20 protein-coding genes are annotated in these 20808 nt (G+C 69.0%); 8 read left to right on the top strand and 12 right to left on the bottom strand.

Annotated elements, in window-relative coordinates; translation table 11 throughout:
- Positions 1 to 122: 122 nt before the first annotated feature.
- The 7 genes from NVV57_10170 to NVV57_10140 form a co-directional block, all read right to left on the bottom strand.
- Positions 123 to 1424, bottom strand: coding sequence for a glutamate-1-semialdehyde 2,1-aminomutase (locus tag NVV57_10170; GenBank protein ID MCR6713024.1), 1302 nt, complete (start codon positions 1422 to 1424; stop codon positions 123 to 125).
- The gene (gene hemB, locus NVV57_10165; GenBank protein MCR6713023.1) at positions 1412 to 2383 is read right to left on the bottom strand and encodes a porphobilinogen synthase; all 972 of its coding nucleotides are present in this window, start codon (positions 2381 to 2383) and stop codon (positions 1412 to 1414) included. Before hemB ends, NVV57_10170 begins: the two co-directional genes overlap by 13 nt.
- Positions 2380 to 3144, bottom strand: a complete 765-nt coding sequence (locus NVV57_10160) for a uroporphyrinogen-III synthase (GenBank protein MCR6713022.1) — start codon at positions 3142 to 3144, stop codon at positions 2380 to 2382. Before NVV57_10160 ends, hemB begins: the two co-directional genes overlap by 4 nt.
- Positions 3141 to 4058: a hydroxymethylbilane synthase gene (hemC, locus tag NVV57_10155; GenBank protein ID MCR6713021.1), complete on the bottom strand. Its 918-nt coding sequence runs from the start codon at positions 4056 to 4058 to the stop codon at positions 3141 to 3143. The genes NVV57_10160 and hemC overlap by 4 nt, the downstream gene beginning before the upstream one ends.
- Positions 4058 to 4660 carry a copper resistance protein CopC gene (locus NVV57_10150; GenBank protein MCR6713020.1) on the bottom strand — a complete coding sequence of 201 codons (603 nt, stop codon included), beginning with the start codon at positions 4658 to 4660 and terminating at the stop codon, positions 4058 to 4060. Before NVV57_10150 ends, hemC begins: the two co-directional genes overlap by 1 nt.
- Positions 4661 to 4747: 87 nt before the next feature.
- Entirely contained in the window at positions 4748 to 5332 is a 585-nt protein-coding gene (locus NVV57_10145) for a hypothetical protein (GenBank protein ID MCR6713019.1), read from the bottom strand.
- 176 nt (positions 5333 to 5508) lie between these two features.
- Entirely contained in the window at positions 5509 to 6099 is a 591-nt protein-coding gene (locus NVV57_10140) for a DoxX family protein (GenBank protein ID MCR6713018.1), read from the bottom strand.
- Between the two features lie 176 nt (positions 6100 to 6275).
- On the opposite strand from NVV57_10140, the gene NVV57_10135 reads away from it, so the two are divergent.
- On the top strand, positions 6276 to 8186 hold the full coding sequence (locus NVV57_10135; GenBank protein MCR6713017.1) for a Zn-dependent oligopeptidase: 1911 nt from the start codon (positions 6276 to 6278) through the stop codon (positions 8184 to 8186).
- 33 nt (positions 8187 to 8219) lie between these two features.
- On the opposite strand, the gene NVV57_10130 is transcribed toward NVV57_10135, so the two are convergent.
- Positions 8220 to 8789, bottom strand: coding sequence for a TetR/AcrR family transcriptional regulator (locus NVV57_10130; GenBank protein MCR6713016.1), 570 nt, complete (start codon positions 8787 to 8789; stop codon positions 8220 to 8222).
- An 80-nt stretch (positions 8790 to 8869) separates the two neighbouring features.
- On the opposite strand from NVV57_10130, the gene NVV57_10125 reads away from it, so the two are divergent.
- Positions 8870 to 11107 (top strand): glycoside hydrolase family 3 C-terminal domain-containing protein, encoded by a 2238-nt coding sequence (locus tag NVV57_10125; GenBank protein ID MCR6713015.1) that lies wholly within the window; start codon positions 8870 to 8872, stop codon positions 11105 to 11107.
- A complete protein-coding gene (locus tag NVV57_10120; protein ID MCR6713014.1) occupies positions 11107 to 12348 on the top strand; it encodes an MFS transporter in 1242 nt (413 codons plus the stop codon). Before NVV57_10125 ends, NVV57_10120 begins: the two co-directional genes overlap by 1 nt.
- 12 nt (positions 12349 to 12360) lie before the next feature.
- Here NVV57_10120 and NVV57_10115 read toward each other — a convergent pair whose 3' ends face one another.
- From NVV57_10115 to NVV57_10105, 3 genes are all read right to left on the bottom strand, one after another.
- Positions 12361 to 13020 carry an MBL fold metallo-hydrolase gene (locus NVV57_10115; protein ID MCR6713013.1) on the bottom strand — a complete coding sequence of 220 codons (660 nt, stop codon included), beginning with the start codon at positions 13018 to 13020 and terminating at the stop codon, positions 12361 to 12363.
- 89 nt (positions 13021 to 13109) lie between these two features.
- The gene (locus tag NVV57_10110; GenBank protein ID MCR6713012.1) at positions 13110 to 14750 is read right to left on the bottom strand and encodes a SulP family inorganic anion transporter; all 1641 of its coding nucleotides are present in this window, start codon (positions 14748 to 14750) and stop codon (positions 13110 to 13112) included.
- Positions 14747 to 15076 (bottom strand): metalloregulator ArsR/SmtB family transcription factor, encoded by a 330-nt coding sequence (locus NVV57_10105; protein MCR6713011.1) that lies wholly within the window; start codon positions 15074 to 15076, stop codon positions 14747 to 14749. Before NVV57_10105 ends, NVV57_10110 begins: the two co-directional genes overlap by 4 nt.
- Before the next feature lie 300 nt (positions 15077 to 15376).
- Between NVV57_10105 and NVV57_10100 the strand changes: the two genes are divergently transcribed.
- Genes NVV57_10100 through NVV57_10085 form a run of 4 tightly spaced genes read left to right on the top strand, consistent with a single transcriptional unit; the run spans position 15377 to position 18475 of the window.
- Positions 15377 to 16564, top strand: coding sequence for an LLM class flavin-dependent oxidoreductase (locus NVV57_10100; GenBank protein MCR6713010.1), 1188 nt, complete (start codon positions 15377 to 15379; stop codon positions 16562 to 16564).
- A complete protein-coding gene (locus NVV57_10095; GenBank protein ID MCR6713009.1) occupies positions 16564 to 16998 on the top strand; it encodes a MarR family winged helix-turn-helix transcriptional regulator in 435 nt (144 codons plus the stop codon). Before NVV57_10100 ends, NVV57_10095 begins: the two co-directional genes overlap by 1 nt.
- Complete coding sequence (locus NVV57_10090) at positions 16995 to 17678, top strand: NAD(P)H-dependent oxidoreductase (protein MCR6713008.1); 684 nt, start codon at positions 16995 to 16997, stop codon at positions 17676 to 17678. Before NVV57_10095 ends, NVV57_10090 begins: the two co-directional genes overlap by 4 nt.
- Positions 17675 to 18475: a Cof-type HAD-IIB family hydrolase gene (locus NVV57_10085; protein MCR6713007.1), complete on the top strand. Its 801-nt coding sequence runs from the start codon at positions 17675 to 17677 to the stop codon at positions 18473 to 18475. The genes NVV57_10090 and NVV57_10085 overlap by 4 nt, the downstream gene beginning before the upstream one ends.
- A gap of 16 nt (positions 18476 to 18491) precedes the next feature.
- Here NVV57_10085 and NVV57_10080 read toward each other — a convergent pair whose 3' ends face one another.
- Positions 18492 to 20048, bottom strand: coding sequence for a serine protease (locus NVV57_10080; protein MCR6713006.1), 1557 nt, complete (start codon positions 20046 to 20048; stop codon positions 18492 to 18494).
- A 145-nt stretch (positions 20049 to 20193) separates the two neighbouring features.
- On the opposite strand from NVV57_10080, the gene NVV57_10075 reads away from it, so the two are divergent.
- Positions 20194 to 20808, top strand: coding sequence for an NAD(P)-binding domain-containing protein (locus tag NVV57_10075; protein ID MCR6713005.1), 615 nt, complete (start codon positions 20194 to 20196; stop codon positions 20806 to 20808).

Below are 20808 nucleotides of genomic sequence, written 5' to 3'. Positions count from 1 at the left end.
CCGCTCTCCCAACACTCCTGACCACTTTCGGGGCCTTCGCCGCACTTGTGAGCGCTCAACGTCCTCCTGAGTGGTCAGGAGTGTTGGGGCGCGGTGGGCGGCCGGCCCGACGCTGGGAGAAGTCAGGCGTTCGCCCACGCCTCCACGGCGCTCACCACCGCGGCCACCTCTGCTTGGCCGTGCGCGGTGGACACGAACCACGCCTCGAACGCACTTGGGGGCAGGTAGACGCCGTCCTCGTGAAGCGAGTGGAAGAGCCGCGCGTAGGCCGCGGAGTCCTGGAGGCGCGCGGCATCGAAGGTGACCGGAGCGTCGGGAAGGCCCAAGAAGAAGGAGGCGAGCGTGCCCGCTCGGCCAACCGAGAGCGGCACTCCAGCAGATGCCAGCGCCCCCGAGACTCCGGCAACCAGAGCGTCGGACGTGAGGGAAAGTCCCTGGTAAGCCGCCGAATCCATGAGCGAGAGGGTCGCGAGCCCGGCGGCCACGGCTACCGGATTCCCAGATAGCGTGCCTGCCTGATACACAGGACCGAGCGGCGCGAGCTGCTCCATGAGGTCCCGCCTGCCGGCGACCGCGGCCACCGGCAGTCCGCCGCCGATGACCTTGCCGAAGGTGACCAGGTCCGGCACCCACGGCTCGTCCCCGGCGGCCAGCGCGGCGTCCCGCTCCACCCCCCAATACCCTGCTGGACCGGCCCGGAAGCCTGTCAGCACCTCGTCGCAGATCATGACGGCGCCCTCGTTGCGGCACAGGGTCGCGATGAGTCGGTTGAAACCGAGCGGGGGCGTGACCACGCCCATGTTGCACGGCGCCGCCTCGACGATGACGGCGGCGATGGAGGCCCCGTGCTCGGCGAAGGCGTCTGTGAGCGCGGCTTCGTCGCCGTAGGGCAACACGAGCGTGTCCGCGGCCACGGCCTTGGTGACGCCCGCGGAATCCGGGATGCCGGAGGTCGCAAGGCCCGAGCCCGCCGCCACCAGCAGCGAGTCCGAGTGTCCGTGGTAGAGACCTGCGAACTTCACGATCACGTCGCGACCCGTGGCCGCGCGGGCAAGCCGCAGCGCGGTCATCGTGGCCTCGGTGCCGGTGGAGACCAGGCGCACCCGCTCGGCGGGCGGATAGCGGCGGCTGATCTCCTCGGCGAGCGCTATCTCGCCCTCCGTCGTGGCGCCGAAGCTCAGCCCGCGCTCGGCGGCACGCGTGACCGCCTCCACCACCACGGGATGCGCGTGGCCGACGATCCCGGCGCCCCACGAGCAGACCAGGTCCACAAACGTACGGCCCTCAGCGTCGGTCACGTACGCCCCGCTGCCCGACGCGATCGGCACCGGGTGCCCGCCAACGCCATTCCACGCGCGCACCGGCGAGTTCACACCGCCGGGGACGATCGCGGCGGCCCGCTCATAGAACGTCACGCGAGCCACTCGCTCAACTCGAGCGCGGCATACGTCAGCACGATGTCGGCACCAGCGCGCACGATCGACGTCACGGCCTCCACATGGGCGGCGCGGCGATCGATCCAGCCGTTCGCGGCCGCGGCCTCGATCTGGGCGTACTCGCCGCTCACGTGGTACGCGGCCACCGGAATGGCCGACGCTGCCGCCACGTCCGCGAGCACGTCCAGGTAGGGCAGGGCCGGCTTCACCATGACGATGTCGGCGCCCTCGGTCTCGTCGAGGGCGGCCTCGAGCAGCCCCTCGCGGCGGTTGGCCGGGTTCATCTGGTAGGTGCGGCGGTCGCCCTCGAGCTGGCTCTCGACGGCGTCGCGGAACGGGCCATAGAACGCCGAAGCGTACTTGGCCGCGTAGGCGAGGACCGCGGTGTCGGTGTGCCCCGCGTCGTCGAGCGCCGCGCGCACGGCGGCGACCTGGCCGTCCATCATGCCGCTCAGGCCCAGCACCTCGGCGCCCGCGTCGGCCTGCGCAAGGGCCATGCGCGCATAGACCACGAGGGTCGAGTCGTTGTCCACGGTGCCGTCGGCAGCGAGCACGCCACAGTGGCCGTGGTCGGTGAACTCGTCGAGGCAGAGGTCGGCCATGACCACGAGGCGACCGGCTGCCGCGTCCCTCGCCACGGCGATGGCGCGGTTGAGAATCCCATCCGGATCCGACCCCTGTGTACCGACAGCGTCCCGGACCTCCGGGACGGCGAACAGCATGACGCCGCCCAGCCCGGCATCCGCGGCCGCGCCAACCACGTCTACCAGGGACGTCAGCGAGTGCTGGGACACGCCGGGCAGTGAGTCGATGGGCCGTGGGGCCGTCAGGCCCTCGCGCACGAACACGGGCAGCACGAGCTGCGAGGGACTCACTCGCGTCTCCGCAACTAGGCGACGCAGGGCGGGCGTGGCCCTCAATCGGCGCGGGCGGATCGGTCCTGTCATGCGTCCTCCCTGGTATTCCAGGCGTTTTCCAATGCCTCCACGATACCCGCGTGGCTCGGCGTGGTTGCCACGGCCCCCACGGTCAGCCCCGCCGCCTTCGCCGCGGCCTCGGTGGTGCGCCCTATCGCCACCACCAGCGTCCCGGCGGGCGCCGCGTGCGGTGCGTAACGCTCAGCGACGCTCCCGGACGTGAGGAGCACGGCGTCGAACTCCCCCGCCGCGAGCGCGGTGGCCGTGTCCGCGGAGATGCCCGGTCCGTCAACCACTCGATAGGCCTCGACCTCGGTGACGTCCCAGCCCTTGCGCACGAGCCCGCGCGCCAAGACCGGCCCCGCGAGGTCGCCAAGGGGCACGAGAGCCCGCCCGGGCCCGTCGGGAAACTCGGAGACGATGCCGCGCGCGTCCTGTCGCTCGCTCGGCACCAGCGCAACCTCGAGCCCGACGCTCGCGCAGACCGATCGCGTGGCCTCGCCGACCGTGGCGACGCGAGCGGGCGGGACGGGCTCGCCCAAGCGTCGGGCATTCGCGGTGGCGACGGCCGCCATGGCGAGCACGGCATTGCGGCTCGTCACCGCGAGCCAGTCGAAGCCCCCGTCGCACCACTCGAGAGTCGCGGCCGCAAGCACCTCCGGCTGCGCGGTCTCGACGATCTCGATGAACTCCACCTCGTCGACGATCGCCCCCGAAGCGCGAAGGCGCTCGGCGAGGTCCCGCCGGCCCGCCGTGACCGGCACCAGTATCCGACGGCCCGCGAGCGTCACGCGCGCCCCATGAGGCTTGCCGCGCCTCGGCCGAGCAGCGCGTACGCGGCCGCGCGACCGAGCGAAAGTGCGTCCCCTGCGCGGCCGGACGCCTTCTCTGTCAGCGCGAGCGTCCCGTCCAGGTTCATAACGCGCACCGTGAGACTCAGCGACCCCCCGCCCACGGTTGCAAACGCGCCAACGGGAGCACTGCAGCCGGCGTCAAGCACGGCAAGCGCCGCGCGCTCCGCCGTCACGGCCGCGCGCGTATCGGCGTCGTCGAGCGAGCGGACAAGCTCCGCGAGCTCCACCGGCGCGTCCGCCGCAATCTCCACCGCGAGGGCGCCTTGGCCGGGGGCAGGCAGCATGTCCGCGGGATCGAACAGCTCGCTCGCCTCGTCGCCGCGGCCAAGCCGGTGCAGCCCGGCGGCGGCGAGCACCACGGCGTCGAGGTCTTTGCCCACCATCGCCAACCGGGTGTCCACGTTCCCACGAATGGGGACCGCCACGAGGTCGCTGCGGAGCGACAGGATCTGTGCGGAGCGCCTTGGAGATCCGGTGCCGACGCGCGCGCCCGTGGGCAGCCCGGCGAGCTTGCGGCCGTTGGCACACAGCGCGTCGCGAACGTCCTCCCTGATGGGCAGCGCGGCCAGCTCGAGGCCCTCGGCGGGCGCGGTGGGCATGTCCTTGAGCGAGTGCACGACGACGTCGCACTCCCCCGCCAGCAGCGACGTTCGCAGCGCGGTGACGAAGACACCCACCTCGCTCAGCCCCACGAGAGAGGCCTTGGAGATGTCGCCGTGGGTGGTGATGGTGACGAGCTCGACCTCAACCTCGATGCCGTGCCTCGCCCCAGCGGCCACGAGCGACTCCGCGACCATGCCGGACTGCGTGGTCGCGAGAGCGGAACCCCTGGTGCCGAGGCGAATCTTCATCAGGACTCCGAGGGTGGCGCGGGCGGCTTGCGCAAGGCGGCGATGAGGGCGGCAGCAGTTCCACCGATGACGGCGACGCCGAGCAGGACCCACGCCCACCACCCGGTGCCGCCGCTGCCACTGTCGATGGGCACCACGGTGAGGCTTGGCGAAGGGCTCGCCGACGGCGAAGGGGTGGCCGTGACGGTCACCGTGGGCGTGGGGCTGGGGGTGGCCGACGGGCTGGGCGAGGGAGCGAGAAGCGTCACGTGGAGTTCCCCCTCCTCGGTATGCCCGTCAACGGAGGCATTGCGCCAGGCGATCGTCACCTCACCGGGCGCCACATCGGTGACGGCCGCGTCAATCTGGTTGGGCTGCGGGAAGGTGAGCTCCGCGTCGTGCTCGACGCCCGCCCCGTCAGTGACCACCACGGAGTTGCCGATCTCGAGCAGATCCTCGGAGAACTCGAGGTGGACCGTGGTCAGCTCGCTCACAGTCGCGCCGTCCTCGGGTGTGGAGGAGACAAGCTCGGCGTGCGCCGACGCCGGCAACGCGAGCGCAGCGGCGGCGACCGTGAGCGCCGTCACCGCAAGGGCGCGCAAGCCAAGGGAACGGGGAGGCATGGTGACCATTCTGGCACCGGTGAGCACAGCGTCGGGCATGCGAAGGGCGGGCCACCCAAAGGTGACCCACCCTCGACAGCAGAACCGCTACACGGTCCAGTGTTTGACGCCTACCTTGCGCTTCCACCACTCGCCAAAGCCGATGGCCTGGCGGTAGTGCAGCTCGAGCAGGACGATCGCGATGATCGCGAGCGCCTCGATAAGGTGCTCCTCCACGAACGGGTTCGCGGTGTTGCCACCCTGGCCCGGCCAGTAGTGCGAGATGTACATCAGCATGAGCATCGCGGGTCCCGCGAAAAGCACGATCCGAGTGCCCACGCCGAAGCACAGCGCGAATCCGATGCCGAACAGGCCGAGCATGAACGGCCAGTCAGTCCACGCCTGCTGGCCCAGATCCTTGAAGAAGTCGGCGAATGGGCCTGTGGACGAGCCGAGGTAACCCTCGGTGATGCGCGCGCCGTTGATCCACGCCTTGTCGCACATGTACTCGACGGATCCCCACGACCCGTCATCGTTCATGGTGCGGCACGTGCTGAAGCCCAAGCCGAACAGCTTGTCGAAGAACGCCCAGAGGAAGACGAATCCAATGGCGATGCGAGTGAGGCTGAGGAAGAACCAGCCGGCCTTGCTTTCCGACGGCGACGCTGCCGCGGAAGCAGGTGTATCAGTCACTTCCGAACTCATGTGTTCCCTCCCAGGATGGACACAGAGGGGACCGGGGACCCGTCCCCCGCGCTCAACGCTAGTCCTGGCACGCAACAGATGCGCGGGATACGTGGCGTGTCGCAAGAAAGCGACAGGCCCCGCTGCTTGTCGCTGCGGGGCCCGTCGAGGGAGGATCTGGGGGTCTAGACAGACCAGTGCTTGACTCCGACCTTCTTCTTCCACCATTCACCGAGGCCGATGGACTGGTGGCCGAGTTCAAGGAGAACTGCGGCGATGATGATCAGGGCCTCAAGGATGTGCTCGTCGAGGATGGGGTTGGTGGACGGCCACATCTGCGTCATGTACATGAACAGCAGCATGAGCGGGCCGGTGACCATCGCGATCTTGGTGCCCACGCCCACCATCAGGGCGAAGCCGATGCCGAGCAGACCGAGCATGAATACCCAGTCGGTCCAGCGCTGAGCACCCAGGCTCACGAAGAAGTCGTGGAACGGGCTGTTGACGTTGCCGCCGTAGACGAGGTAACCCTCGGTCACGTGGCCGCCGTTGATCCACGCCTTGTCGCAGAACGCGTCGATCGAGAAGGTGCCGTCCTCTGCCACCGTGCGGCAGGTGCTGAAGCCGAGGCCAAGCAGCTTGTCGAAGAAGGCCCAGAGGAAGACGAAGCCGACTCCAATGCGAGCCAGGCTCAGAAATACCCAGCCAAGCTTGTGGCCGGTAAGGGTGGGCGCCGCTGCGGTGGTGACCGCTGGCGCTTCGGGCGTCGTTGCCATGGTGATTTTTCTCCTCATCACACGGGCCTTGTTGGCCCGGGGCGCCGGGGTAGCACCCACTGAGCAATCTAGGAGCGGGTTTGGCCCCAGGCCCGGGACCACAGTCCCGCTACCCTTACCGAGCGATCAGTGACTGGCGAGCGCGGAGCACGGGATTCGGCATAGGCTCCTAACCCATGACCACCCTTGACTTTCCTCGTGACGGCGTGTCGTGGAGCGACTACCTCGAGATCTATGTGACCTCGCGACTCGACGCCGCGCGCGCAACTCTTGACGCGCTGCGCGAGGGGCGAGGGAACGACGTGCTCAGTGAGTGGAACGAAGCGGACATCTCCATCCTTCACGCGGAGCAGCTGCCGCAGATCCTCGCGGAATGCCACCCCGATGCGGAGGTCCGCGAACTCGCGGGCACCCTGTACGTGCGCGCGAAGGCGCTGCGGCTTGACCGGGATCAGGACGCGGCGCTTTTCGCCCTCATCGACGGACTCGACGCGGACTCCCTCACCCCGGATGCCGCCTCCGTGCGCGAGCTGATCCTCGGCGACTTCCGCGCGGAGGGGGCGCACCTCGGCGACGAGGCGCGCATGGAGCTAGCCGCGGTCAACGAGCGCATCACCTCGCTGATGACGACCTTCTCCGAGAACATTCGCGACGCCCAGGCGTCGATTCGGATCTCGCCCGAGCGCCTGGACGGGCTCCCTCAGGACTACATCGACGACCACCCCGTTGGCGAGGACGGGCTCGTGGAGATCACCACCGCGTACCCGGACAAGTTCCCCTTCATGGAGATGGCGCGCGATGCCGATGCCCGTAGGGACCTCGTCATGGCGGACTACGCCCGCGCGTACCCCGAGAACGACGCCGTGCTCGTGGACCTGCTCGCGGCACGCCACCGCAAGGCGGAGCTGCTGGGGCTGAAGTCGTTCGCCGACGTCGCCACGCAGCGCCAGATGATCGCCGACGGCGAGGCGATTGGCGCCTTCATCGACGAGATCAATCTTGAGGCTCGTCCCGCCGCGCTCCGCGACCACGCGCGGCTGCTCGAGCGCAAGCGCCGCGATTACCCGGACGCCACGACCGTCACCGTCTTTGACTCGACGTACTACATGGAGCGCATCAAGGCCGAGGAGCTCGGTGTGGATGCGAACGAGGTGCGCGAGTATCTCGACTTCTCCAAGGTGCGCCAGGGCGTGCTCGACCTCACCGCGCACCTGTTCGGCTTCGACTATGTGCCCGCGCCGGACGTCGCGACGTGGCACCCGGACGTGGAGGCGCTCGACGTGGTGGAGGACGGCGAACTGCTTGGGCGCATCTACCTCGACATGCATCCCCGCGAGGGCAAGTTCAGCCACATGGCGTGCTTCCCGATCGCCTCGGGGTTCACCAACCGCAACGTGCCGGAGTCCGCGCTCATGTGCAACTTCTCGCGGGGCCTCATGACGTTCGACGACCTGGTCACCTTCCTTCACGAGTTCGGGCACCTCGTGCACGAGATCGCGGCCGGCAGGCAGACCTGGGCGCGCTGCTCCGGCCTCATCGAGCAGCAGGAGTGGGACTTCGTAGAGGCGCCGTCGCAGATGCTTGAGGAGTGGGCCTGGTCCGCACCCGTACTGCAGCGCTTCGCCACGAACGCAGCTGGGGAGGCCATTCCGACGGAGCTCGTGGACGCCCTTCGCGCGTCTCGCGACTTCTGCGAGGGCCTCATGACGGCGCGTCAGCTCGCCTACGCGGCGCTCTCCCACCGCCTGCACCGGGACCATCCCACGGAGATCGCTCCTTTCGCCGAGGCGATCGAGGCCGAATACGACGTGCGCGAGATGATCCCGAACACGCACCAGTACGCGTCGTTTGGGCACCTCACCGACTATTCGGCCTGCTACTACACGTATCAGTGGAGCCTGTCGATCGCGAAGGACCTCTTCACCGCCTTCGATCCCGAGAACATGCTCGACGCTTCCGTTTCCAAGCGCTACCGCCGCGAGGTGCTCGATCCGGGCAATCGGCGCCACGCCGCCGAGAGCATCGAGGCGTTCCTTGGGCGTCCCTACTCAACCGACGCCTACCGGGAGTGGCTCGCCTCGCTGTAGCCAGCGTCGGGCCGGCTTGTGAATGCCCGACGCTCAGGCCAGTTGGGCGTCCAGGTGCGCCTTGAGCACGCCCGCCATGTCGGTTGAAGGGTCGAGCAGCCACTGGATCTGGAGACCGTCCATGAGGGCGACCCATTGACGGCCGGCCGCCCGCGGATCCAGCCCGGGGCGCGCGGCGCCGTCCGCGACGAGCTCCTCGAAGTGCGCGGTGACCTCGCCGACGACGCGGTCGTAACGCGCCACGAAGTAGGCATGGGCGGGGTGGTCGGTGGCGGTCGCCTCTGCGGACAGGGTGGCGAAGAGCTCCACGAGGCCGCGGGTGCCGGCGTTCTTGCGCGCCACCTCCACGAGTCCGTTCAGCGCCGCCAATCCACGGGCGCCCTCCTCCGCCCTTGCGGTGTCGTCCTGGTCCCGACGCTGGAGCACCGCCTCGAGCAGGCCCGCCTTGGTGGGAAAGTGGTAGAGCAGGCCGGGGTGCGTGAGACCGCACCGGGCGGCGATATCGCGCAGGGAGGCTCCGCGGTAGCCGGCCTCGCCGAACATCGCGGTCGCCGTCGCGAGAATGTGCTCACGCGTTGCCGCGCCGCGCTCTGACTCGCCCATCGAGGCCCCCTTTCGACCATCGGTAAGTAACTCGCTCCCGCAACTTACCACACGGTAGGAGTTGCGCTACACTGGCGCGCGTGACCGAATCGTTTCGTGATGCGACCCTGCCTATCGCAGACCGCGTAGCCGACCTCGTCTCCCGCATGACGCTCGCCGAGAAGGTGGGCCAGATGCTCCAACTGGACGCCAAGAACGGCGTGGACGAGTACGTGCTCGAGTACACCGTCGGCTCCCTGCTGCACGCCTCGCCGGAGAACCTCGCGCGCGCCCACGAGCTGGTGCAGCAGACGCGGCTGCGCATTCCCCTGCTCATCGGCGACGACTGCATTCACGGCCACTCCTTCTTCGAGGGCGCCACGATCTTCCCGACGCAGCTAGGCATGGCGGCATCCTTCTCGGCTGATCTACTGGAGCGCGTGGCCCGCGCCACGGCCGTTGAGGTTGCGCCCACCGGCATCCACTGGACCTTCTCCCCCGTGCTGTGCATCGCTCGCGACCTGCGCTGGGGGCGCGTCGACGAGACGTTCGGCGAGGACCCGTTCCTCATCGGCGAGCTCGCCTCCGCGATGGTCCGCGGCTACCAGGGCCATGGCCTCGCCGATCCCGACGCGATCCTCGCCACCGCGAAGCACTTCGCCGGGTATTCGGAGACCCAGGGCGGTCGCGACGCGTCCGAGGCGGACATCTCGCAGCGCAAGCTTCGCTCCTGGTATCTGCCGCCTTTTGAGCGCGTGGCCCGCGAGGGCGTCGCCTCCTTCATGCTCGGGTATCAGTCAACGGACGGCATTCCGATCACCATCAACAAGTGGCTGCTCAACGACGTGCTGCGCGGCGAATGGGGCTACCAGGGCGCACTCGTCACCGACTGGGACAACGTGGGCAACCTCGTGCGCGAGCAGCGCCTGTTCCCCGACTACGCGCAGGCCGGTGCGGCCGCGGTCAATGCGGGCAACGACATGATCATGACGACTCCCGCCTTCTTCGAGGGTGCGCAGGCCGCCGTGGCGCAAGGCCTGCTGGACGAGGCGCACATCGACGCGGCCGTGGCCCGCGTGCTGACGCTCAAGTTTGAGCTTGGGCTGTTCGAGGACCCCCGCGTGCCCGACGCTGCGCGCCAGTCCGCGGTGATCGGCCAGCCCGCGCACACCGCCCTGAATCTCGAGACCGCTCGCCGCTCGCTCGTGCTGCTCCGCAACGACGGCACCCTGCCGTTGGCAGCGTCGGCCACTCGCCGCATCGCCGTGGTGGGCCCCAACGCCGACGACGCCCAGTACCAGCTTGGCGACTGGGCAGGGAACTCCGGCCAGGCGGACTGGCTGCCGGACGGGCACCGCCGCGAGCAGATCACCACAATTCTGGACGGCGTGCGCTCCCTTGTGCCCGACGCTGTGGTCACCTACGAGCGCGGGGCCGAGATCGTCGCTACGGGTCCCGATCCCGACGGCGAGTTCTACGCCGACGGCCAGCCGCGGCACCCGATCGCGATTCCGATCCCCCCGGACCCCGAGCAGATCGCCGCGGCCGTCGCCGCCGCCGAGGGCTCGGACACCGTCATCGCGGTGCTCGGCGACTGCATCTACCTGGTGGGCGAGGGTCGCTCGACGGCGACCCTCGAGCTGCAGGGCGGGCAGGTGGCGCTTCTCGATGCGCTCGTCGAGACCGGCGTTCCGGTGATCCTCGTGGTGCTCGCATCCAAGCCGCACGTGCTGCCGCCATCCGCGGAGCGCTGCGCCGCGATCATCTGGGCGGCGAACCCGGGCATGGAGGGCGGGCGGGCCGTCGCCGAGCTGATCTTCGGCGAGATCGAGCCCACCGGGCGCCTGCCCATCTCGTGGCCCCGCCACGTTGGCCAGCAGCCCACCTTCTACAACCAGATTCACGCCCAGCACGGCACGCGCTACGCGGACCTGACCCAGGAGCCGCACTTCGTTTTCGGCGAGGGCCTCTCGTACTCCTCGGTCTCGTACGACGATCTCGCGATCTCGCTGCCGCTGTTGCGCCCGGAGGACACCGTGCGGGCCTCGGTGCTCGTGACCAACACCGGCAACCGCCCGGTGCTTGAGACCGTGCAGGCCTACGTCCGCGACGTCAACACCTCCGCAACCTGGGCGGACAGGGAGTTCAAGGCGTTCGCGCAGGTATCCCTGGCGCCCGGCGAGAGTGAGCGTGTGGCGATCGAGATCCCGGTCTCCGCATGCACCATCGTGACCGCAGACGGCCGCCGGGTCGTGGAGCCCGGCGCGTTCGAGCTGCTCGTCGGCCCGTCCTCTCGCCTCGATGATCTGCTCGTCGCTCCCTTCGAGGTCAAGGTCTAGTGGCGGACGCCCGGGCTGAGGCCCCTGCCACCCCCGCGCTGAGCCGCGCGCGGCTTGGCGTGACGCTGCTCTTCGTCACGAACGGCCTCATCTGGTCCAACTTGGCGCCGCGCTACCCCGAGATCAGGCGCGGGCTGGGCCTCAGCTATGCGCAGTTCGGCACCGCCGTGATGTTCGGCGCCGTGGGTGCGATGGTCGTGGGACTCACCGCAGCGGCAGTCATCCGCCGCTACCGCTCATCGCGAGTCGCCGTGGTCTCGATGATCCTCATGGCGGTGTTCGCGCTGCTGGCGTCGCTCGCGCCCAACGGCATCCTGTTCGCCGCCGCGCTGTTCGGCGTAGGCGCGATCGACTCCATCGCGGACGTCGCCCAGAACTCCCACGGGCTGCGAGTGCAGCGAGAACTGAAGCGATCGATCATCAACGCGTTCCACGCGATGTGGTCCATCGGCGCCGTGCTCGGCGGCCTCATGGGCGCGGCCGCCGCCGGTCTCCACATCCCGGTCCCGATTCACTTCGCGGGCGTCGCGGTCATCGTCGCGATCGTCAACGTGGTCGGCTACCGGATGCTGCTCCCAGGTGACGACCCCGTGCCCCCGGCGACCGCAGCGTCGGGCGGAGGCGGACTGAAGGCCGTCGCCGTGCGCGTCTGGCTGATCCTTGGCGCGCTGGCGGTCGTCGCGATCGCGGGCGGCTGGGTCGAGGACGCGGGCGGCACGTGGTCCGCGAGCTATCTCAAGGACGAGTTGGGCGCTGGCCCCACGATCGCCGCGCTCGGCTTTGTGGCGCTCATGACGATGCAGACGATCGGGCGGCTCATCGGCGACCGCATGGTGGATCGCTTTGGGCAGCGGACCGTGGCGCGGGCGGGCGGAGTGCTCGTGGTGATCGGCATGGGTCCCGCGCTGCTGTGGCCGTCGATTCCCCTCACGATCGTGGGCTTTGGGCTAGCGGGGCTAGGCGTGGCGACCACCATCCCGGCCGCGATGCACGAGGCAGACGAACTGCCCGGCTTCCGCGTTGGGACCGGCCTCACGATCCTGTCGTGGACACTACGGCTGGGCTTCCTGCTCTCCCCCGTGCTCGTGGGGCTCATTGCGGACGCGTACTCGCTGCGCGTGGGCCTGACGCTCATGATCGTGGCGGGCGTGGTGATCGCGGTGTTCTCGCAGGCGCTGTCGCAGAGGCCGCGCGGGCGTGCGCTTGAGGTGGACGCGGTGGAGCCCCACGGCGCTCTGTAGAGGTAGCGCTCTCTAGACCTCGACCTCCTGGCCGTTCGGCACCAGTTCCAGCTGCACGTTTGCCGCGCCCGCGATGCGCTGCACCATGGCGTTCTGCCCAAAATCGCTCGCGAAGATCTCGTGGATCTGGATCGCCCTGCGCGGGGCTACGGTGCGCACGAAGTCCATGGCGCCTCCCGTGGTGTGCCATGGGCCAGAGGTCGGCAGCAACAGCACCTCAATAGGCTCCCCGGGGGCAAAGAACGAGTCGCCGGGGTGGTAGACCCTGCCATCTACCAGGTACGCGACGTTCTCGCCCGTGTCCATGTCGGGGTGGATCTCCGCGTGCTTGCCGCCGAAGACCCGCACCCCAAAGCCTCCCGCCACGAGCTCGTCTCCCTGCACTACCGAGGTGAGCGTGCCCGCAAACCCGGCACCAGCGTCGGGCATAGCGTTGCGCACTTCCTCAGCCACGCTGCGAGGGGCCCACACCGAGAGGTCCGCGCGCGCTACGAGCGCTTCCGCGAGCATCGCCGGGTCCACGTGGTCGCGGTGGCCGTGTGTCACGAGCAAAGCCGCCGTGGAGGCGAGCAACTCCGCCGCGCGGGGCTCCATGGGGGTGGGGTCGATGAGTACCCGGCGCTCGCCGTCAGTGATGAGGACGCATGCCTGGGTGAACTTGGTGAGGCGCATTCCACCACGCTACGCCCTCGCATGCTCTCGGTACATACGGGTCGTTTCCCGCGCGGGAAACGACCTCGTTGTACCGAGAGCGAGCGGGATCAGGAGCGGGACGGCGAGGATCGCCGCACGTGGGAGCGCGCATGCTCCACCGCGGGCTCGAGGGCGTCGAAGAGGTGCCTCTCGTCACGCAGCGCGGCGAGCACGCCCACCCGCGTGGCGAGCTCGAGGTGCTGCGGCTGGATGCCCTTGACGATCACCGTCACTCCACGCCTCTCCAGCCCGGCCACGAGCTCCGCGAGCACCTGGGCGCCGGTGGAATCCATGAGCTGCACCTGCGACATTCTGAGGATCACCACGCTCACCCCCTCGGTGGCGGCCACGCGATCCAGCACTCGCTCGGCCGCGCCAAAGAACAGCGCCCCATCGATGCGGAACAGGGCGATGCTCTCGTCCCATGGCGCCGGCGGACCCGGAAGTTCCTCGCGGTGTACTCCGGCAGAGCGGGCGAGCGTGCGCAACGCGAACACGGCCGCGACCAGCACCCCGATGATCACCGCGTAGATGAGGTCCACCGCCACCGTCACGCCGGCCGTCACGGCGAATACCAGGGCATTCTGTCGTGAGGTGCGGATCACTGTCATGACCGAGCGCCGCGGCACCATCGTCGCCGCGGTCACCATGAGGATCCCCGCGAGCGCGGCGAGCGGGACGTTCGCCACGAGCACCCCAGCCACGGTCACGATGACGAGCAGGGTCAGCGCGTGCATGATGGCCGCGAGCCGCGTCCTCGCGCCCGAGCGCACGTTCACGGCGGTGCGAGCGATCGCGCCGGTCGCCGGCATTCCCCCAAACAGGCCCGACGCTATGGAGGCCAGTCCCTGGCCCACCAGTTCGCGGTCCCCGTCATAGCGGCCGGTGTCAGAGTGCAGGGAGGCGACGCGGGCTGAGAGGAGCGACTCGATTCCGGCGAGGGCGGCGATGGTGAGCGCCGGGGCCGCGAGCGCGGCGAGCGCGTGGGGGGTGATCGCGGGAAACGAAGGGATCGGGAGTCCCTTGGGAAGCTCACCGATCACGGGCACCGCGGCGCCGGTGATCGCGACTCCTGCGGTCACGACCACGATCGCGATCATCGAGCCCGGGATCTTGGGCCCGAACCTGCGCACCCCCAGCATGATCGAAGCCACCACGGCGACTATCAGCAGCGTCGGCCATGCTGAGGTGAGGGAGGACCGCCGCACCGCGTCTATCGCCGCGAGTGCCGCGTTGGTCTGATGCGAAGTGGCGGGAAGGCCCAGGGCGGCCGGCACCTGCTGGAGGAAGATGATGACCGCGATGCCCACGGTGAAGCCCTCGATAACGGGCCACGGTATGGCTCCGACGATGGACCCGAGCCGCAGCACGCCCGCGGCCACGACGATGACGCCCGCCATGAGGGTCACGGTCGCGAGCGCGCCGGTCCCGTGCGCGGCGACCACGGGCGCGAGCACCACGACCATGGCGCCGGTGGGCCCCGAGACCTGCACGTTGGAGCCGCCGAAGATCGCGGCGACGACGCCCGCGACGATGGCCGTGACGATTCCGGCCTCCGCCCCCACACCCGACGAGACGCCGAACGCCAGCGCCAAAGGCAGCGCGACCACGCCAACGGTGAGGCCCGCGAGCGCGTCGATGCGCCAGGTGTGTCGCAGGTCGGCGTAGTCAGAGCGGCCGGGCAGCAGCGACCTCAGTTGCGCGCTCATTCGGCGGCGGCCACCATCGCCTGGCGGGTCGCGAGCACCTCCCTCAGCAAAGACCGCGCCGCGGCGAGCAGGTCCGAGACGCCATCGTGCGCGAGTCGGTAGAAGACCTCGGAGCCACGGCGCTCGGAACTCACGAGGTCATAGCCGCGCAGCACGCGCAGGTGCTGCGATACGTGCGAGGCCTCGAGCCCGGTCTCGGCGATGAGCCTGGCAACTCCCAACTCGCCGCCCGCGTCTAGCAGTTCGAGAAGGCGAATGCGCACCGGGTGGGCGAGGCCCTTGAAGAGCTCGGCCTTGACGATGTTGAGCGGGCGTCCGGAGTCCATGGAGTCGCCTTTCCTGATATGACGGTTCCATCATATCGCGATATCGAGTGGGCGGTGCCCGCGAAGGCGGAGCCCACGCCGGATGCGCCAACTTGAGCCCGAATGGGTCCTCAGTGTCGCGAAACTCGCTCCTCGCGACACTCAAGACCCATTCCAGGCTGGACGGAACGGCGACCAGCGACCAGCGACCAGCGACCAGCCACGCGAACCGGGAATGAATCGCCGCGCCATGCGTTATTACATGCAAACGCATATAATTGGGTCCAGAACCCCGGACCCAGAACCCGCAAGGAGCCTCCCATGCAGTTCGGCATCATGTCCGTCAGCGACATCACCCGCGATCCCGTCACCGGCTACACCCCGAGCGAGGCCGAGCGGATCGACGCGATCGTGAAGATCGCCAAGAAGGCCGAAGAGGTCGGCCTCGACGTCTTCGCGATCGGCGAGCACCACAACCCGCCCTTCTTCAGCAGTTCCCCCACCACCCTCCTGGCCGCGATCGGCGCCCAGACGAGCACCATCCAGCTCACGACCTCCACCACCCTCATCACCACGAACGACCCCGTGCGCCTCGCCGAGGAGTACGCGATGCTGCAGCACCTCACCAAAGGCCGCATGGACCTCATGCTCGGCCGCGGCAACACGGCGCCCGTCTACCCGTGGTTCGGCCAGGACATCCGCCAGGGACTCCCACTCGCGCTCGAGAACTACAACCTGCTGCACCGCCTGTGGCGCGAGGATGTCGTGGACTGGGAAGGCACCTTCCGCACCCCGCTGCAGGGCTTCACCTCCACGCCGCGCCCCCTCGACGACGTGCCGCCGTTCGTGTGGCACGGCTCCATCCGCACCCCGGAGATCGCCGAGCAGGCCGCGTTCTACGGCAACGGCTTCTTCGCGAACCACATCTTCTGGCCCAAGGAGCACACGCAGCGGATGGTGGAGTTCTACCGCCGCCGCTTCGAGGCGTACGGCCACGGCACCGCCAAGCAGGCTATCGTCGGGCTGGGCGGCCACATCTTCGTGGGCAAGACATCGCAGGACGCGGTCAAGCAGTTCCGCCCGTACTTCAACGAGGCCCCTGTCTACGGCCACGGCCCGACGCTGGAGGAGTTCGCTTCGATGACCCCCATGACCGTCGGTTCCGTTCAGGAGGTCATCGACAGGACCCTCACGTTCCGCGAGTACGTCGGCGATTACCAGCGCCAGATGTTCCTCGGCGACCACTCCGGGCTGCCGCTCAATGTGGTCCTGGACCAGCTCGAGCTCATCGGCGGAGAGGTGGTGCCCGTGCTGCGCAAGGAGATGGAGAGCCGTCGCGATCCCGAGGCTCCCGCGAACCCGCCAACGCACGCCGAGCTGGTCAAGGCCAAGTACGGCGACGCCGAGCCGCGTCAGCCACGCCCCAACGCCAACCGCGGCGACAACGTGACCGGTGGCTCGCCCTACCAGGACAGCGAGCAGGTTGCGGAAGCCTCCGCGGTGTCGTGATGGGAGCGAGACTCGCGAACGACGCATGGGAGGGAGTGCTCACCGCGCACGCCGTCCTCATGCGCCAGTTCGCGGAACGCGACGTGTGGCAGGGCGCATCTCTCCGCGAATACGACGTGCTCTACACGCTGTCCAAGTGCGGCGAGGGGCAGCGCATCAGCGACCTGCGCGAGCACGTCCTCTTGAGTCAGCCTGCCCTGTCGCGCCTGGTAGATCGCCTTGTGGAGAAGGGCCTCGTCTCGCGCTGCGAGGATCCGCTCGACGCCCGCGCCGTCCGCATCTCGCTCACACACGCGGGCCTTGACCTGCAGCGAAGCATCGGTCGCGCCCATGCGGCCGACGTCGCCGCAGCGATGGCCGCGCTCACGGACGAGGAACTTCAGGACCTCGCCAGACTCACCGCCAAACTTGTCTCCAAGAGGGAGCAGTCATGACCGAATTCACCATCGTCGTCGTCAACGCGGGAGCGTCGGATCCCAGCTCCACGCGCCTGCTCGCGGACCGCGCCGCGCAGCGGGTCTCGAGCCTCGCCAAGGAGCGCGGCCACGAGGTCGCCGTGCAGACCATTGACCTGCGCGAGCTCCTCCCCGAGCTTCCCGCCGCGCTGTCGAGCCAGCTGCTCGGGCCCAAGTTCCAGGCCGCGATCGGCGCGCTCGCGCAAGCGGACGCCGTGGTCGCGGCGACCCCCGTCTACAAGGCGGGTGCCTCCGGCCTGTTCACGAGCTTCTTCCAGGTGCTCGACAACGACCTGCTCATCGGCAAGCCCGTGGTGCTTGCGGCCACGGCCGGCACGGCGCGTCACGCCCTGGTCGTCGACGAGGAGCTGCGCGCGCTGTTCGCCTACCTGCGCACCCTCCCGGTTCCCACGAGTCTGTTCGCCTCGACCGAGGACTGGAACGACAAGGCGCTCGGCGAGCGCATCGACCGCGCCGCATTCGAGGTCGTCCTGCTCATGGAGTCCGGCTTCGCCCGCTCCGTCAAGGACGAGTCCTGGAAGCGGTACCAGCACGAATACGGCTCGGCCGGGGGCACGGAGCTCAGCATCGACCTGAGCAGCGACCTGATGCGCCTCGCCCAAGGCGGCAAATCGAAGCCGCGGGACGCGCAGAAGTGAGCCAGCGTCGGGCCGTATTTCTTGACGTGGACGGAACGTACGCCCTCCACGGCAGGGTGCCCGACGCTCACGTGGGGGCGGTTCGCGCGGCCAGGGCGGCGGGGCACAAGGTCTTCCTGTGCACCGGGCGGCCCGTGTCCGCCCTGCCGCACTCGTTGACGGCGGCCGGGTTCGACGGCTTTGTGTGCGCGGCCGGGGCGTACGCGGAGATCGACGGCGAGACGATCGCGGACGTGAACTTTGAGCCGGAGTCCGCCGCGGCGCTGTTCGCGCTGCTCGACGAGCACGAGGTGCTGTACATCATCGAGAACTCGCGCGAGCTGCTGCTGAGACGCGGTGCCGCGCACCTCATGACGCGCGCCCTCGGCGCGTACGGCGGAGAGAACGCCGAGCTGCGCATCGAAATCGTCGACGACCTGACCGATGTGCCGGTGGCGAAGGTGATCTGCTTTGGCGGGGACCGCGCGCTGACCGACATCATCGCGCCGCTCGCGCCCGCCGTGGCCGTGGTGCCGAACTCGATTCCCGATTTGGGCGCGGGTGCGGGCGAGGTGTTCCAGGCACACATCAACAAGGCGGTGGGCATCCGAGCCGTGATCGAAGAACTCGGGATGTCGCGCGAGCAGGTGGTGGCGTTCGGCGACGGGCTCAACGACCTAGAGATGCTCGAGTTCGCCCGGCTCGCCGTGGCGATCGAGGGCTCCGATCCGCGCGTGATCGCCGCCGCCGACCGTGTGATCCCGGGGCCAGAGCGCGCGGGACTCGCGCCCGCATTCGCTGAACTGGGGCTGGTCTAGGAGCTCACGGCCGCACCTAGGGAGCGGGGATGTCGATCTGCGTGACCGGCGAGCGGTTTCCTGCCGCGTCGAGCCCGAACAGGCAGTACGTCGCGGGCATGTCCGCCGGCTCCACCCACGTGAAGAAGGTCAGCGACGACTGGAACGCGTCCGTGTCGTCGCAGTCCACCGTGCCCTCTGGTCCCAGCACGTAGCGAATGGTCGAGATCTCCGGCGGATTGAAGTGCGGGTGGATGATCACGGCACCGTCGTCCTGGCGCTCAAGCGACGCGTCCGCGGGGAAGATCGGCGGCGTCTCGTCCACCTGGAAGATCACGGAGGCTGCGCCCGCGTAGTCGTCACCGTTCACGGCGCACAGCAGATACCAGCCCTCGGTGTCGGGAAGCACGGGTTCGACCAGGGTGCCCTTGTCCTCCCAGGCCTCGCCTGCAACCTCAAGGGTCGCCGACGGCGCCTGCGCGTAGGTGGCGGGATCCGTGCAGACGCCGCCATCGCCAAGGGGCACCAGCGAGTACCGGAACGTGTTCACCGTGGCTCCCACGAAGTTCGCCCAGGGCACTCGCTCCGAGACATTTGGCGTGGTGCCGCCTTGGAATGTGCCGCCGCCGCTGGTGGTCCAGATGCTCGACGTCGGCAGCGGACAGTCGTCAGAGAGCGAAAACTCACCGGTGGCCGAGTCGAAGCAGCGGCCGATCCCGGCTACGGACTGCGCATAGCTCGTCTCCTCGACCATCGTCACGGTGCCGTCCGCATCCACCTGGCACGGCCGGTTGATGGCGCAGGCGCCGCCCTCCGCCTGGGACGTGCCCCAACTGGTGGTGTTGATCATCGCCACGATCTGCGCGGGGGCGCCCGCAGCGTCGGTCTGGAACAGCGGCGAGCCCGACGACCCCTGGATGATTCCGGGGCAGTCGTTTGACCACACGTTCTGCCACAGCCAGTGGAACTCGATGAGGGTGTGCTGCTCGCCGAGCGTGCAGGCGCCCTTGCGCATCACCCATTGGTAATCCATCAGGTCCTGCACCGGTACCCCGATGTTGACCACGCTGGCGCCGCCTGCCGGTTCGGCGTCCGCGATCGGCACCGGATTCACGCCCGCCTGCTCGAGCTCGCCGAGCGTGGCGTCTAGGCGCACGATTCCCGTGTCGGTGAGGCGCATGGTCGAGTAGGCGAGCTCCACAACGGGCACCGTGTACGTGTTCTCGAGGTTGCCTTCGGCGCGGAAGAACTCGGCGTCGCCGAACCACTCAAGGGCGGTGGTGGTTCCCTGCGCGGAGCGCCCAATGTCGCCAACGCAGTGGCCGTTCGTGAGGACGTACGCGGGCCCCGTCGGCACGCCCGTGTCGATGAGGGTTCCCGTGCAGTTGCCGCCCGCGTTCATGGTGGCAACACCGGAGAACGCCTCGAGTTCGGCGAGAGGCAGCGCGGGCGCGACGTCGGGCAGCGCGGATGGCGGTTCTGCCGTCTCGGCGAGGGACGGGTCGGGAGAGGTCTCTTGGTCCATGTCCGTGCAGCCGGTGGCTACCAGCACCAACGCGGTGACCGACGCCGCTGCCGCCAGAATCCTGCGCATAGCCCCCTCGCTTTCGTCGCTTCTAGCGCCCACTATGGCACGGCCTGCGTGACGAGGCACCGGGAGGAATGGGCGTACCCCTGGCCGGGTTGCACCCCACGAGGCGTGCGAAGGGCACGTGTGCGTGGGGCAGGAGGAAGCGCGTATGCCTGACCGGGTCGCCATCCTTGGCGCGGGCGCGCTCGGCAGGGTGCTCGCGCGGCTCGCGGCCGCGGCGGGGTATGACGTGAGGATCGCCGGCTCTGGTGACCCCAAGTTCATCGCGCTCTCCGTTCAGATTGAGGCGCCGGGCGCGGTCGCCACCACGAGCCTCGAGGCCATCGCGGACGCCCAGATCGTCATCCTCGCGGTGCCCCTTCACCGGGTGCTCGAGCTCCCGCCGCTCGCTGGCCACACGGTCATCGACGCGACGAACTACTGGAAGGACGTCGACGGCGAACTCCCCGAGTTCGCGGACCATCCCGGCGGCACATCCGTCGCGGTCGCGTCGGCCCTTCCTGGGGCGCATGTGGTCAAGTCGCTCAATCACGTGAGCGCTGCAGATCTCGCGCAGCACGCGCGAGACGGCAGGCCGATCGCCATCGGCATCGCGACCAACCACAACCACTCGGCGGCGATTGTGGAGGACTTCGTGAGCGCCTTGGGCTTTGTGCCGGTTGTCCTTGGCGGACTCGACCAGGGTGTGGCGCTGCAGCCAGGATCGGCCGCGTTTGGCCGGGCGCTGACGCGAGAATCGCTCCTCAGGGCCGCGGAAGGCTAG

The sequence above is a fragment of the Demequina sp. genome, assembly GCA_024707205.1.
In the GTDB taxonomy this organism is placed as follows: Bacteria; Actinomycetota; Actinomycetes; order Actinomycetales; family Demequinaceae; genus Demequina.
This window is presented reverse-complemented; position numbering and strand designations above follow the sequence as displayed.

Excerpts from the sequence above, each read along its gene's own strand:
- NVV57_10130 (MCR6713016.1), bottom strand. The coding sequence starts at position 8,789 with ATGGGCGAGTCAGAGCGCGGCGCGGCAACGCGTGAGCACATTCTCGCG.
- NVV57_10140 (MCR6713018.1), bottom strand. The coding sequence starts at position 6,099 with ATGGCAACGACGCCCGAAGCGCCAGCGGTCACCACCGCAGCGGCGCCC.
- NVV57_10095 (MCR6713009.1), top strand. The coding sequence starts at position 16,564 with ATGGGAGCGAGACTCGCGAACGACGCATGGGAGGGAGTGCTCACCGCG.
- NVV57_10135 (MCR6713017.1), top strand. The coding sequence starts at position 6,276 with ATGACCACCCTTGACTTTCCTCGTGACGGCGTGTCGTGGAGCGACTAC.
- NVV57_10110 (MCR6713012.1), bottom strand. The coding sequence starts at position 14,750 with ATGAGCGCGCAACTGAGGTCGCTGCTGCCCGGCCGCTCTGACTACGCC.
- hemC (MCR6713021.1), bottom strand. The coding sequence starts at position 4,058 with ATGAAGATTCGCCTCGGCACCAGGGGTTCCGCTCTCGCGACCACGCAG.
- NVV57_10150 (MCR6713020.1), bottom strand. The coding sequence starts at position 4,660 with ATGCCTCCCCGTTCCCTTGGCTTGCGCGCCCTTGCGGTGACGGCGCTC.
- NVV57_10100 (MCR6713010.1), top strand. The coding sequence starts at position 15,377 with ATGCAGTTCGGCATCATGTCCGTCAGCGACATCACCCGCGATCCCGTC.
- NVV57_10075 (MCR6713005.1), top strand. The coding sequence starts at position 20,194 with ATGCCTGACCGGGTCGCCATCCTTGGCGCGGGCGCGCTCGGCAGGGTG.
- NVV57_10090 (MCR6713008.1), top strand. The coding sequence starts at position 16,995 with ATGACCGAATTCACCATCGTCGTCGTCAACGCGGGAGCGTCGGATCCC.
- NVV57_10105 (MCR6713011.1), bottom strand. The coding sequence starts at position 15,076 with ATGGACTCCGGACGCCCGCTCAACATCGTCAAGGCCGAGCTCTTCAAG.
- NVV57_10115 (MCR6713013.1), bottom strand. The coding sequence starts at position 13,020 with ATGCGCCTCACCAAGTTCACCCAGGCATGCGTCCTCATCACTGACGGC.
- hemB (MCR6713023.1), bottom strand. The coding sequence starts at position 2,383 with ATGACAGGACCGATCCGCCCGCGCCGATTGAGGGCCACGCCCGCCCTG.
- NVV57_10080 (MCR6713006.1), bottom strand. The coding sequence starts at position 20,048 with ATGCGCAGGATTCTGGCGGCAGCGGCGTCGGTCACCGCGTTGGTGCTG.